This window comes from Roseibaca calidilacus (genome assembly GCF_001517585.1).
GTDB lineage: Bacteria > Pseudomonadota > Alphaproteobacteria > Rhodobacterales > Rhodobacteraceae > Roseinatronobacter > Roseinatronobacter calidilacus.
In genome coordinates this window covers 559,483-572,136 of record NZ_FBYC01000004.1, presented here as the reverse complement: position 1 = coordinate 572,136, position 12,654 = coordinate 559,483, and the positions used below count along the sequence as shown (strand labels likewise).

The window sequence follows — 12,654 nt, the reverse complement described above, 5'->3', positions numbered from 1 at the left end:
GAATACTCAAAAAAGAAGGGGGCAATGCCCCCTCTTTCCTAGCTTATCACTCTGCCCAATGCACCTGCGCATGATCCAACAGTGCCGCAATCGGGGCCTGATCGGGCGGCAGTTTGCGCGCGCGCTCTAGGGCCGCGCGCTTCTCCGGGCCGGTTATCAGCACATGCACCCGCAAAGCCGCTTGCAGCACCGGCAGGGTCAGGGTGATGCGCGGCTCGCCCGCCGCATCCGCGCGCAGCGCCATCAGTGACGGCGCATCAGCGGCCATGGCTTGCGCCAGCTTGTCGGCGCCGGGAAACAGGCTTGCCGTGTGCATATCCGCACCCATCCCCAGCAGCAGCACCGAAATGGGCAAATGCGGCTGAATACCGTCTGACAGCGCGTCCAGCGCATCTTCGGGGCGAGGCGCACGGGCATAAAGCGGCACGAGCTTTGCGTCAGCCGCGCGGCCCGTCAGCAGGCGTTTGCGCAGCAGCGCGGTGTTCGACCGCGGATTGTCCTCTGGCACCCAGCGTTCGTCATTCAGCATGACCGACACGCGCGACCAGTCCAGATCGGCCCCCGACAGCGTGTCGAACACAGGTCCGGGCGTGGTTCCGCCGGGCACGGACAGCGTGGCACGGTCCGCCGCGCGCAGGGTTTCGCCCAGTTCTGAAGCGATGCGCTGCGCCACGCGCAGCATCATCATGTCGCGGTCGGGGTATTCGTGAAATTCCATTACCTGATCTCCCGCCAGCGGCGTCCGTCGCGATGCATCAGCATCATCGACCCTTCCGGCCCGGCCGATCCCGGCTCGTAGGGTTCGGGCACATCGCCGCGCTCTTCAATCATATCTATCACCGGATCGACCCAACCCCAGGCCGCTTCCACCTCGTCCCCGCGCATGAACAGCGTCTGGTTGCCACGGATCACATCCATGATAAGGCGCTCATAGGCGTCGGGAATGTCCAGATCGTCGCCCAGCGCTTCGGCAAAGCTCATATCAAGGGCGACATCTTTCAGCCGCATCCCGCCCGGACCCGGTTCCTTGATCATAACGCGCAAATCCATGCCTTCGTCGGGTTGCAGACGGATGACCAGCATATTCGCGCGCCACTGGTTGGATTCGCCGAAAATGGAATGCGGCGGTTCCTTGAAGGTCACGGCAATTTCGGATGCGCGGGCGCGCAGGCGCTTGCCCGTGCGCAGATAAAAGGGCGTGCCCTTCCAGCGCCAATTCGACACATGCAGCTTCATCGCTACGAAGCTTTCGGTGCGGCTGTCGGGATTGCCGGCTTCGGTCAGGTAGTCGTCACCACCTTTCCCCCGATATTGCCCGCGCACGATTTCGCTGGGCGCCACCGGGTCCAGCGCGCGAATGACCTTAAGCTTCTCGTCGCGCATGGCGTCGGGTTCAAAGCAATTCGGCGGCTCCATCGCGATCAGGCACAAAAGCTGCATCATGTGGTTTTGCACCATGTCGCGGATCGCGCCAGAGGTGTCATAATATTCGCCGCGCCCGCCCACGCCCACGGTTTCTGCCACCGTGATCTGCACATGGTCGATATATTGCGCCTTCCACAAGGGTTCGAACAGGATATTGGCAAAACGCACCGCCATCAGGTTCTGCACGGTTTCCTTGCCCAGATAATGGTCGATCCGGTAAATCTGGTCTTCCTGAAAATAGCTGGCAAGCGACGCGTTCAGCGCGCGCGCGGTTTCCAGATCCTTGCCAAAAGGCTTTTCAACCACGATCCGGCTGTCACGATCGGCAATCCCTCGCTCTTTCAGGCGTTTGGCGATATCGCCGAACAAGGCCGGTGCGACCGAGAAATAGAACGCCCGCACTTTGCCAGCCCGCATCAGCGCGGCCAATTCGGGCCAGCCGGTATCGCCGCGTGCATCTATGGTGACATAGGCCAGCATATCCAGAAAACTGGCCACAATATCTGGCAGCACTTCCTCCGCCGGCAAGAATTCTTCGAGCGTGCTGCGCACAAGGTCGCGAAAACTGTCCGCATCCAACTCGCTGCGCGCCGCACCCACAATGGTGCACCCTTCGGGAATTTGCCCTTCTTTCCAGCGCCGATAGAGGCCCGGCAGGATTTTGCGCCGGGCCAGATCACCCGTCGCCCCGAAAATGACCAGGTCGAAACACTCAACCGGAATGACGCGTGCGACCATCTCACAACCTCCGCGATGTTAGCGCTAGCAACGCTTTACCCGTTCAGGGCAGGGCCTGTCCAGTGCCAGCATCGGCGTGCAAAGGGTTATGCGTCAAGCTCGGTGTCCCAATACAGGTAGTCCAGCCAGCTTTCATGCAGGTGGTTCGGCGGAAACCTGCGCCCCAGATTGCGCAAATGTTCCGCATCTGGCTGGCGCGGGGATTGGCGCAGCTTCATCCCGCATTCGCGCAAGGTCTTGGACCCTTTGCGCAGATTGCACGGCGCACAAGCCGCAACAACGTTTTCCCAGCTTGTCACGCCCCCCAGCTTGCGCGGCAATACATGGTCAAAGGTCAGGTCATGGCGCGAGCCGCAATACTGGCACGCGAACTCATCGCGCAAAAACAAGTTGAACCGGGTAAAGGCCACGCGCTTGCGCGGCTTGACATATTCGCGCAGCACCACCACCGAGGGCACCTGAATCTCCATCCGCTGGCTGCGCACGACCTCGTCATAATGCGCCAAAATATCGACCCGGTCCAGAAACACGGCCTTGATGGCATCTTGCCACGGCCAAAGCGACAACGGGTAATACGACAAAGGCCGGTAATCCGCGTTCAAGACAAGCGCCGGAAACTGCTTCAACGCCACCGGCTCGCGCACAAAATCAGTCCTGAAATCACCATCCATGGTGCCACCCTTCCTCTGGCGGCCCCCAAGGGCTTGGCGCGCCCCCGTGGGGCAAGTGTCATGGTGCCGGGGCACCATGGCGTGAGAACACTATATCTAGGGCAAACAATCTGACAAGCGATTAGCGCGCACCAGATGTCGCAGTTTCCCGGTTAGCCCAGAAAAACGACAACCCCATGACAGGACAGATGAAGGACAGGATTTCCCCTTACCTGCGTTTGCGGATGGTCTCTCCGGGGTCAAGGATGGGGTCCAGTTCGATGCGTTGCGATCCGATCAGCCCATCGGTCGGCTTGCCCGCAACAATTTGCGCCGCGCGCAGCCCGATCTCGCGGCGGTTGGCATCTGTCGTGGCCAGTTTCAGGCGCAGACCGTCCAGCAGTTCCAGCCCGTTGAACCCGGCCAAACCCAAGCGGCCGGGCACGTCCAGCCCCTGATCCAGACAGTAAAGCAGCCCCCCTGCCCCGATCATATCATTGGAATAATACAGAAAATCCAGATCTGGGCTACGCTGTAACATGGCTTGGGTCATCTCGCGCCCCTTGGCCAATGACGAGCCGCCGGCGTAATCCTCTGTATCGGCCAGCGACAGACCCGCCTCCGCCAAGGCCTCGGTAAACCCTTCCAGACGTTTGCGCGCGCGGAAATCATCGGGCACCTTGGTGCCCAGAAACCCGATTCGCCGATACCCGGCCTGCAAGATGGCCTGCGCCATTTCACGCCCGGCACGGCGATGCGAAATGCCCACAACGGAATCAATCGCCTCGCCGTCGATATCCATGATCTCGACAATCGGGATGCCCGCATTGGCCAGCATGGCGCGCGCCGCATCGGTATGTTCCAACCCCGCCACGATCACGCCCGAAGGCCGCCATGACAGCATCTCATAGATCACGTTCTCCTCGCGGTCCGCCAGATAATCCGTCGCGCCGAACACCGGTTGCAACCCGGTGTCTTCCAGCCCCGCCGAAATGCCGCGCAGAACTTCGGGAAACACCATATTGGCCAGCGACGGGATGATAACGCCCACAAGATTCACCCGCTGCGACGCCAGCGCCCCTGCGATCTTGTTGGGCACATAGCCCAGCGCCTTGGCCGCGGCCAAAACCTTGTCGCGCGTGGCGGGCGAAACATCGTCACGGTTGCGCAAGACGCGGCTGACGGTCATTTCACTGACGCCACTGGCCTCGGACACATCGCGCAGAGTCAGGGGGCGGGCGGTTTGAGGGGGCAGATATGGGGGCAAGCGCGTGTTCCTATACAGATCGACCGATACATATGTTAGCGGCCCTCATCCCGCGCGCCAAGACACCACTTGCACCTATGCGCCCGGCTTGGCACAAGCATTCGCGCGGCCCCGTGGCTCAACTGGATAGAGCAGCCCCCTCCTAAGGGGCAGGTTGCAGGTTCGAATCCTGCCGGGGTCACCAAAAAGCCCAATAAAATATGGCTTTTTGTCAGCGGCTTGCAAAGGCGGCTGCAGAAACGCCCGTTTGATTTCCCGGGAAATCGGGCGCTGCAGACAGGATTTCTGTACAAAACCTGTACAAGTTGAGGCCGGTTTAGAGCCTCGCGGGGCGCGGCTATGAGCTGGCGTGTTGCGAACGAATGCGCCGAACGCCGCTTCGGCAGCGCCGCGCGCAAGCAGATCATCATGTTCCTGGCCGACAAGGCGAGCGATGATGGCTCGGGCATCTGGTGCTCCAAAGGCACGATCCAACGGCACACCGAGCTGGGCGAAAGCACCGTGAAGCGAACGATCAGCGATTTCCTGAAAGAGGGCATCCTGATCGAGACCGGACGCCGCCCCTGCAAGAACGGTTTCACCGTGATCTATCGCATCGTTCTGGCCCGCGTGATGACGCTGGATTCCTCCGCAGAACCCGATGACGGGACGGGGGTCACATTGGACCCCGTCCAGCCTGAACCCCGTACCCCGTCCACAGTGGACGGGGTACGGGGTCCACGGTGGACCCCAAACCACCCTAAAACCATCCATAAACCACCTACGCGCAAGCGCGCGGAGGCGGCGGTTGAGGATGAAAGGTTCGAGAAGATCTGGGCTGCCTATCCGAAGGACCGGCAGCGCGGGAAGGCTGCGTGCCTGGCTCAGATCGCGGAGGCCGTGAGGGAAGGGATCGATCCCGACGACCTGCTGCACGCCGTGCAGGCCTACGCCACCGAGAGCGCAGGGTTCACCCGGTCAAAGGTCTGTTTCTCAGACAACTGGTTCGCTGACCGCCGATGGCGGCGATTCCTGGAGGCGATGACCGAGGAACGGCAGGCGCAGACTGCCCTCGCAGCCGACCACCACGCACGGCTCGCCGCATGGGTCCGCGACCGCAATCCGATGTGCAAACACATCACCGCCCCCCAAGTGACGGCGCTGTTGGCGTCAGGGCTGGTCAGCGACGGCCAGCTGCGTGCAGCGGGACTGGCGGCATGAGGGGCACGTTCTGCGTGAGACGCATCACGCATCGCGTCCCGTGCTCCGCGCTTTCTGGACTGCGCATCGCGTCGCGCGTTCCCTGCGCCGCGCCTTCTGCATCGCGCCCTTTGCGCCGCGTCAGGTGTACCCTGCTGCGCGCAACGCGTTTCCCGCTTTGTGCAGCCCTCGCCCCAGCCCGCTCAGCAAAACCACTGAAACGGACTCCAAGCACCTGACCCGCCTCCGCTGACGCTGGGAGACGGGGAGCTTGGAGGAAGTTGGCAAGAAATAGGAACGTAAACTTCACATGCGCCACCATCGCAAACTGACCGACGACGAACGCCACCAGATCATCGAGGCCCGCGCTGGCGGCACGCCCGTAAAGGCGCTTGCCCGCCAATACGGAGTCTCGCGCCGGACGATCTACAACACGTTGAACAAGGCCCAACGCGCGCGCCAAGGCCGCACCCAAACGATCAGCTTACGCGTCAGTAGACGCGAACTGGCTGACCTCCACGCCGCTCTGGAGAGGCGCGGCATCACCGATCACCCCGCCGCTCTGCGCCGTCTGATGGGGGCCGCTGACATCCTGCTGCGCCCGGCCGATCCGGTCGTGCTCAATCACCTGCAAGCCTGGGGCGCGCAGGTCGCCACCGAGGGCGCTGCAGTCAACCATATCGCCCGCAAGCTGAATGAGGCCAAACTGCGCGGCCGCCCGATCCCGTTTACCGACGATGACATGACCACGATCCGCACCTTCGCCGGGGGGCTGGTCGAATTCGCCGAGGAGTTTCGCATATTGTGGGAAGAGCAGCTTGCAGCGATGACGCGCGAGGTCGACAAGGCGCTGGAGGGGTTAGCCAGAAAGGCACCGGGGCCCTAAAACAGGTCCCGCATCTGCGCCGCCCGCTGCATCGCATCGCTTGCGATCGGCTCGCTGACCGCCGCCGGGACCTGATCGCCCACCGCCAGAAGCGTCCGCTCCAGCGCGGGGCCCAGCCGATCTGTCATGTCCTGCAACAGCTCCAGGGCGCGGCCCTTGGGCAGACCCGCCGCGCGGCCCTCGGCCTCGAAGTGGCGGGGCACGATCTCGTCGATGCCGTAATGGCCGTCGATCGACATGGCGAGGCGGTAGCGCTTGCGCTGCAAGCGTCCGGCGCGGACGACCGGGGCGACGCTCAGGATGTCATAGAGGGGCGCGAGCGTGAACCGCGCCCGACGCCCCAGACGCAGGCTGAAGTTCTTGGCATGCCCGTCCGAGGCCCCGATCAGGAAGAAGAAGATCTGCGCCCGGAAGAACGTCTCCCGGTCTTCGATGGGCGTGTCGGATTCCCGCAAAAGCTCCATGATCTGCGCAATGCCGGGGCCGCCCAGCCGCTGGTATTTCATGGCAGAAGGATAGCCCAGCGACTGGCAGATATCCTCTTGCGGCAGGCGTTTCAGGGTGTCGCCGTGCCAGACGCGGTCGAACCGCTCGACGGACAGAACGACCTGCCCGGGCAATGTGAGCTTTTCGACATGCGCGACGGGCAGGCCGATTTCGCGCGCCAAGGTCATGCAGAACAGCTCGTTCTCGACGCTGTCGCTCAGGTCGATCTGCTCAGGGCCGGGAATGATGCCCATGGGCGTCTTGAAGATATGGCTGGTCGGCGTGATGCCGCGCGGCTTGGCCCATTGGCCATTAATACGCAAATAAGCCGTCTTTTCCTGCGCGCCTGCGATGGAAATCCGGAAATCCTCGTCTTCACTCAAGGCGAGCGGCGCGGCGGCGAGATTCTTCAGGTCGGCGACCATCTCTTCTTCCGAAATTATGCGATACTGCATGTCCTGTTCGGATGGGGCCTCGTCCACCGGCAGAAATTGCAGCGCACCGACACAGTCGCGCCCCAGCACAGACAACAGAGAGAACACATCCTTGCCCTGCGCCCCGACGCGCGCGGCGATGTTCTCGCGCAGCTCGCCTTCGGCATCGGGTAAGAGGTTGTCGAAGGCGGCAATAACCGGATCGCCCTGCCATTTGAGCTTGGTAAGCGGCAGGGCGCTGGCAACCGGAAAAGCGGCCTCGGACGCCAGCCAGTCAGGATCGTAGGAGAAGGCGATGGCACCATCCGTTGCGCGGGTCAGCGTTCCCACCCTCGCCCTTTCGTACCAGACTGCTGTCTTGCTTTGGCGTGTGCGGCGACCAGCACGAGCGATCCTTGCCATTTTAGTCCTGCCGCTGGCCAGCTATACGATCCGTCGCGGACAGTTCCGCGCCCAAGGCCTCCAAGAGGCGCAGGTAGACATCGAGGCTGACGGATACGACACCGTTCTCTATATCCGATATGGTGGACTGCGCCGTCCCTGTAATCTCGCCTAGTTGCTTCTGGCTGATCTGGCGGTCAGACCGGCGGGCACGCAGAACGGCCCCAGCTTGGCGCAGGCTTCGAATGGGGTATGCGAGAGTATCGGTCATATTTATTGATAGCTTACCGGCGATACTTTGTAAATATTGCCTTTGGGCTATATATTCACAATATCGTAGAGAAGCTATCAAGCTGGCTATCGGCTAGCCCCACTTGCTGCACACGATAGATCTGCCAGGCATCTCACTCCCATGGAAAGCACGGAGCTTTCTCGGACAATACCGAAAGGGCTGCGCAAACAACCGACATTCCAAGATATGGCGGAACGGCATCACCTATCCACTTCGCGAGAGCTTTCCTTGGCGGACCTTCCCCATTGTCGGTGAACCCATAGCCATCCGGAAAGCACTGAATGCGGGCAGCTTCGTGCGGCGTGATAAGACGACGCCTGGTCGGATGAATGAAACGGCCCTGACCAGGCGTCCCAATTCCCGTAGTGATCGTAGGCGCAGGTTTGACCGGGTGCATCCGTCCGTAGACCGAGGTATAGGTGGTTCCGTCTTTATGGCAGTCTGGGCGCTCACTATTCGGCAGATCGTATAGCTCTTCATCAAACAAATAATCTATACGTCGGGCATTCTCGGCCCCCTGGACAGGAGGGGCTTCGAAAACACTGTTTCCAACTTTGTCTGCAAGGTCTCCGATAGCCCATAGGACATCTTTCGGCGGCTGCCTATCCATCAGTAAGTCTGTTTTCTTCCCAGAACTACCGTTCAAAGTTCGCTCAAGGATTTCTTGATCGCCATCGAGAACGGCAACCATGAAGTAACGGGCTCGCGTTTGCCAGCCCCCCAGTTCATCCATTCTGACGACTCTATCAGCGACCGCATAACCCTCGGAACGGAGAAGACGCCGTGCCAAATCCACTACATCACTATGCGAGCGAAGAACTCCCGGCACATTCTCAATGACTACAACCTGAGCGCCCAACGCGACTGCAATTGCGGCGGTTGCCACGAAAAGATCATTCCGAGGATCATCCCGCCGCGTATGATTGTTGAGGTTCGAGTGGCCCTGGCATGGGGGGCCGGCAATAAGGAGGTCGGTCGTTCCGACTTCCGCAGCTAGAGCGTTGTGCAAGAGCTCCGGAGGATAGTCGAAAACGGGGTCTGCATCCACACGATCAACCGAGTAGTCGACGATGGTCGCGAGTGAGTCCGAGATCTTCGCCCGCACGGGCAGCGAGCGAGCATATACATCCATCGCAGGAGCATCCGCATCTGCGATAGCCTGGAATACTGCCCGCCGTCCGAAGCAAGAAGCCGCTAGTGCGGCGCCTAACCCAAAGCCACCAGAACCACAAAATAAGTCAACGACTTGCAATGGCACCTTTGAAGGATCGTCCCAACGATGGGAGCCCTTTAAGAATCCTTGCCACCACTCCGAACGAGCCTCGTCGGCTCCGGAAGTGCGGCAGTCAGGTGCCACGTTCACATTCATTCCACCACTTTCGCGACGACTTCTAGGTCAGCCTTTGACCCAAGCCTTTCTAGCCGACGTTCTTGCCCACACCCGCTCGACGAAGGCTTTACTTTGGTCTTGATCGAGTACCTCAACGGACACGTTGGCACAAGCCTTGGCAAGGTCTTTTGCCAGCTGCCGGATCTCTGGAATGGTCAGCTTGGGTTTGTTCCGATCAGGCACTGGAAACTGAAAATCGAGAAAAGCACGCAACAAAGGACGATGCTGTGCATACAGGACTCTTAGAAGATGGCTCCGCCAAAACTCGACTGAACCGGCTCGCGCATACTCGTAACTCTCTGCAACCGTTTCGGAAACCTCGACCAATCTTCCCATTTCGGCCCTGATCCAAAGTCTGAAGAACAGCACCTCTTTTGCGTTCTGCCCCACGAAGTTATTTCTGCCGGGTAGATAGTTTCTAGCCTCCTGCTGAGCCTCGTTATCCGGATCAGGGTTATCCTGATCATTACTCTTGAACGGATATCGCGCCTCGATCAATTCGCGGCCGACTGAACAGGCAATCCAGTACCAGAATTCCGGATCGCGTAGCGCTTCATGATCCGGAAGTGCCTCGTGCACGAGCACCGTACCTTTGGCCTCAAAAGCCTTTTCTCCTTCATCCGTTAACAAGGTTTGCAGTCGATGAACAACAGAGGCAATTTCGTTGTCCCAATCGAAATCATCACCAAGCGGTCTGAACTCGAGCTTAGGTAGCTCAATAGGCGCGACGCGGGCCCCAGCTTCTCCACATGCGTCCTGCCACTTCTTGAACCAGGATTTCGCGGCGTCTTCGCGTACAATGGGGTATGGCATCAGACTTTCTCCAAATCCCTGACAAGGCCACGGCTATCATGAACGGTCGCACGTAACCTTGTGGGGTCGTCGATCAATTTTTTGAGTTCTCGCAACGACAACGCCCTGCTTGAACTCAGGTTCTTGGCGATGTTCTCCAATGGGCTTCCAGAAACGATTTCAGTTGCTTCAGCAATGCCGTTGTCGGGCGACGAGAGAACGGCGCACACGATTTCGGCATACAGCAGTGCCGTCACAGCCGGGTGAGTCTTGCCGCTTGTGAACTTCCCATGAAGCTTCTCGCTTATATAGGCGGTCGCACATGCGCTTCCCTCCTCGTAGACGACATTCAAATCGTCGACATCCACCCAAACCATCGTCCCGGCAGGTAGAGCGCGTTCCTTGATCATCGTCTCCGTCAGGATTTCTATTCTGAAGGCAGCCTGACGGCGATCAAGGCCAATCGTAAACGTACCCCGCGAGACCCAGCTGCCGATTTGCTCAGGCCAGCCAGCGCCAAGATCCAGCTCATCACGAAGGCAAATAGATACGCCCAGTTCGAACAGGCCCGTGAGTTTGGCGTCGCCTAGCAATCGCTCTGGGATCTCGATAGTCTCGGGCGCTTCATCGCCAAGTGGGTAACGCTCGACCAGCTCTCTTCGGAGCATCTGTGGTGTCCGAAGCGTAATCACCAAATCGAAAGCTGATCGGCGCGCGCCGAAAACAACATCCAGACGGCTTTCCGAGAGCTTGGGATACAGTCTTGGCGATATCTCGGCCATCTGCATCTCATCAATGATCAATCGTCGGGTTGGTACCGGCGTATCTCCAACCTTGAGTACAAGCTCCATTTCGTCCAAAAGTGTTTCGGCTGCTTCTGCGCCGAAATAGGGCCTCAGAGTGCGGGGCTGCGATCTTACCCACGCGTTCATGGCTGCACCTCCCTGTCGAGGGGCGTGACCTTCGGAACGAACTCCACGGTCCAGTCGGATTCGTAGACTGCACTTTCAACCGTAAGTTCGACCTTCTCGCCCGGCGAAAGCGAAAGGCTCCATTCCCCGTCGCCCGTAAGGCTTGCCGCTGCACCATCGAATGTCGCGGTGACGGCGACCGGATCAATGTGATGACCGCCCTCGTCGACCGAACTGAGCCGGAAGGACAAGGCGACCGGCAAGTCACCTTCGTGGTCCTCCTTCAATTGCAGAAGGACCTTGCCGACCATTTTCAATCCTCCGGATGCTTGGACGATGCTGACATCCGGCCGCAACGAGACCGGTGTTTCGCCTTTACCTCCACCTATAGGTTCGCGCTTGCCGGTGGGACCGAACAATTTCGCCAACTCGCGCTCAAGCTGCAGGAATTTATTGCCACTCGACTTTTCCGGAGGGCGGGCAGTCTTCTGGAACATCCGCAATTCATGCCAGATCCTGCTATGGATCGCCTGCACGATCTCTCGCTCGTTCTTGGCCGGGTCCAACCGGTCCGCATTGACATCCCACCGATCATGTTCGGGCGGCTCCGATCGGCGCAGGATATCGTCGATCCCGTCATCGGCCAAGAAAACACCAACAACGGGCGGGTTACTGACTTGCCGCTTGCCGTAGTACTGCACGACCATTCCGGGAGAACGTACCAAGGCGATCCTATCGCGCAGGTCTTCCCGATCAGACTGCTCGTCAACCTCTTCCGGGGAGGTCATCACAAATAAACCGAGTTGACCGATTGATCTCTCTTCAATCCTATTAAATACCTTTCTTCGAGATTTTCCGGTTTGTTCTGGCGACTTTCCTAGGGCTACGTCCAATGCGTCGATAAACGGGCGCAACTCTGGGTCCATAAGTGGCCTGGCATGTAACCGCTGACCAGTTTCATCGACGAGTGTCACACGGAAATTGTCACGGCGGATCTTTGGCCACCAAGATCGCTCCACACCACGCCTGATGTTTTCCATAGATAGCGGGCAGTCTACGATCGCGATCGTTGTGCCCATGTCGTCCGCATCGCGGACCAGATCCAGTTCGTCAGCTAGACGATCCGCTTCAAGCCCGGTGAAAGCATCGTAGCGGATCGCATGAGCGAGCTCGACCGGTTGGCCATAGAAGCCGCGTCCGCTGGTTCGTTTGCCGTTAAACTCATGCGCCTGATGGTATGAGCAACCCATCAATAGGGACAGAGGCTCGCCCTGAGGGTCCAGCGTCCGGGAATAAACGAAAACGACAGCGATACGCGACGAAGCGCTGTAGACGGCCTTGCCGAAACCATATGAACCGCCCGAGGCGCCGCCCTCGGCGATCTTCTGGCTGCCGCCGATCTCCATCAGCAGCTTTCGCATCTTCGAACTGGGCGATGTGGGGTCTCCGGACAAGCCTGTCGTTCCGGAATCGACGACCTGCAGAACACGAAGCTTTTCGGGCCTCTCGGCCAAGGCGTTCGCCTGGTGGAGGCCGAGTACGCCAACGCGTTTGGCAAGTGCACTCAACCCTGCAGCGTTCCAGAAGCGATCAAGATCGGCCTCCTCATAGACCTTTATCTGCAAAGAGACCTGCGCGGTTTCACCCGGACGTGCTGCATCGACGCTGTTTTGCAGCGCCTCGCGCGCCAGTCGCCCCGCGGCGTCAAGTCCGCTTCCGTTGAAAATCGATTTGAAAACTTCGCCGCCCGCTCCTCCGTTGACCGGCTCGTCTTCATAATGCCAATTTGATTCCTGCACGCGCCGGTACCCTTCCTACTGCTT

12 protein-coding genes and 1 tRNA gene are annotated in these 12,654 nt (G+C 59.7%); 3 read left to right on the top strand and 10 right to left on the bottom strand.

The window, feature by feature from the left end; genetic code table 11:
* Positions 1-46 precede the first annotated feature (46 nt).
* The 4 genes from pgl to AWT76_RS06325 form a co-directional block, all read right to left on the bottom strand.
* Positions 47-718, bottom strand: a complete 672-nt coding sequence (gene pgl / locus AWT76_RS06340; RefSeq protein WP_072245601.1) for a 6-phosphogluconolactonase — start codon at positions 716-718, stop codon at positions 47-49.
* Complete coding sequence (gene zwf, locus AWT76_RS06335; RefSeq protein ID WP_072245600.1) at positions 718-2,163, bottom strand: glucose-6-phosphate dehydrogenase; 1,446 nt, start codon at positions 2,161-2,163, stop codon at positions 718-720. The genes pgl and zwf overlap by 1 nt, the downstream gene beginning before the upstream one ends.
* An 86-nt stretch (positions 2,164-2,249) precedes the next feature.
* On the bottom strand, positions 2,250-2,834 hold the full coding sequence (locus AWT76_RS06330; protein WP_072245599.1) for an HNH endonuclease: 585 nt from the start codon (positions 2,832-2,834) through the stop codon (positions 2,250-2,252).
* 208 nt (positions 2,835-3,042) lie between these two features.
* Positions 3,043-4,080, bottom strand: coding sequence for a LacI family DNA-binding transcriptional regulator (locus AWT76_RS06325; protein ID WP_245638782.1), 1,038 nt, complete (start codon positions 4,078-4,080; stop codon positions 3,043-3,045).
* Between the two features lie 107 nt (positions 4,081-4,187).
* Here AWT76_RS06325 and AWT76_RS06320 point away from each other — a divergent pair.
* From AWT76_RS06320 to AWT76_RS06310, 3 genes are all read left to right on the top strand, one after another.
* Positions 4,188-4,264 (top strand) — tRNA-Arg (locus AWT76_RS06320).
* 155 nt (positions 4,265-4,419) lie between these two features.
* Positions 4,420-5,280, top strand: a complete 861-nt coding sequence (locus AWT76_RS06315; protein ID WP_072245597.1) for a hypothetical protein — start codon at positions 4,420-4,422, stop codon at positions 5,278-5,280.
* A gap of 289 nt (positions 5,281-5,569) precedes the next feature.
* Complete coding sequence (locus AWT76_RS06310) at positions 5,570-6,145, top strand: helix-turn-helix domain-containing protein (RefSeq protein WP_072245596.1); 576 nt, start codon at positions 5,570-5,572, stop codon at positions 6,143-6,145.
* Here AWT76_RS06310 and AWT76_RS06305 read toward each other — a convergent pair.
* From AWT76_RS06305 to AWT76_RS06280, 6 genes are all read right to left on the bottom strand, one after another.
* Positions 6,142-7,467: a type II toxin-antitoxin system HipA family toxin gene (locus AWT76_RS06305; protein ID WP_072245595.1), complete on the bottom strand. Its 1,326-nt coding sequence runs from the start codon at positions 7,465-7,467 to the stop codon at positions 6,142-6,144. The genes AWT76_RS06310 and AWT76_RS06305 overlap by 4 nt on opposite strands.
* Position 7,468: 1 nt before the next feature.
* Positions 7,469-7,717 carry a helix-turn-helix domain-containing protein gene (locus AWT76_RS06300; protein ID WP_072245594.1) on the bottom strand — a complete coding sequence of 83 codons (249 nt, stop codon included), beginning with the start codon at positions 7,715-7,717 and terminating at the stop codon, positions 7,469-7,471.
* A 133-nt stretch (positions 7,718-7,850) separates the two neighbouring features.
* Positions 7,851-9,107, bottom strand: a complete 1,257-nt coding sequence (locus tag AWT76_RS06295) for a DNA cytosine methyltransferase (protein WP_072245593.1) — start codon at positions 9,105-9,107, stop codon at positions 7,851-7,853.
* 27 nt (positions 9,108-9,134) lie between these two features.
* The gene (locus AWT76_RS06290; protein WP_072245592.1) at positions 9,135-9,941 is read right to left on the bottom strand and encodes a DUF6339 family protein; all 807 of its coding nucleotides are present in this window, start codon (positions 9,939-9,941) and stop codon (positions 9,135-9,137) included.
* Positions 9,941-10,852: a hypothetical protein gene (locus AWT76_RS06285; RefSeq protein ID WP_072245591.1), complete on the bottom strand. Its 912-nt coding sequence runs from the start codon at positions 10,850-10,852 to the stop codon at positions 9,941-9,943. The genes AWT76_RS06290 and AWT76_RS06285 overlap by 1 nt, the downstream gene beginning before the upstream one ends.
* Positions 10,849-12,630 carry a hypothetical protein gene (locus tag AWT76_RS06280; RefSeq protein ID WP_072245590.1) on the bottom strand — a complete coding sequence of 594 codons (1,782 nt, stop codon included), beginning with the start codon at positions 12,628-12,630 and terminating at the stop codon, positions 10,849-10,851. Before AWT76_RS06280 ends, AWT76_RS06285 begins: the two co-directional genes overlap by 4 nt.
* Positions 12,631-12,654: the final 24 nt, after the last annotated feature.

Bases quoted from the DNA above. Each gene is read 5' to 3' on its own strand.
- pgl (WP_072245601.1), bottom strand. From the start codon at position 718: ATGGAATTTCACGAATACCCCGACCGCGACATGATGATGCTGCGCGTG.
- AWT76_RS06295 (WP_072245593.1), bottom strand. From the start codon at position 9,107: ATGAATGTGAACGTGGCACCTGACTGCCGCACTTCCGGAGCCGACGAG.
- AWT76_RS06310 (WP_072245596.1), top strand. From the start codon at position 5,570: ATGCGCCACCATCGCAAACTGACCGACGACGAACGCCACCAGATCATC.
- zwf (WP_072245600.1), bottom strand. From the start codon at position 2,163: ATGGTCGCACGCGTCATTCCGGTTGAGTGTTTCGACCTGGTCATTTTC.
- AWT76_RS06300 (WP_072245594.1), bottom strand. From the start codon at position 7,717: ATGACCGATACTCTCGCATACCCCATTCGAAGCCTGCGCCAAGCTGGG.
- AWT76_RS06305 (WP_072245595.1), bottom strand. From the start codon at position 7,467: ATGGCAAGGATCGCTCGTGCTGGTCGCCGCACACGCCAAAGCAAGACA.
- AWT76_RS06285 (WP_072245591.1), bottom strand. From the start codon at position 10,852: ATGAACGCGTGGGTAAGATCGCAGCCCCGCACTCTGAGGCCCTATTTC.
- AWT76_RS06315 (WP_072245597.1), top strand. From the start codon at position 4,420: ATGAGCTGGCGTGTTGCGAACGAATGCGCCGAACGCCGCTTCGGCAGC.
- AWT76_RS06330 (WP_072245599.1), bottom strand. From the start codon at position 2,834: ATGGATGGTGATTTCAGGACTGATTTTGTGCGCGAGCCGGTGGCGTTG.
- AWT76_RS06290 (WP_072245592.1), bottom strand. From the start codon at position 9,941: ATGCCATACCCCATTGTACGCGAAGACGCCGCGAAATCCTGGTTCAAG.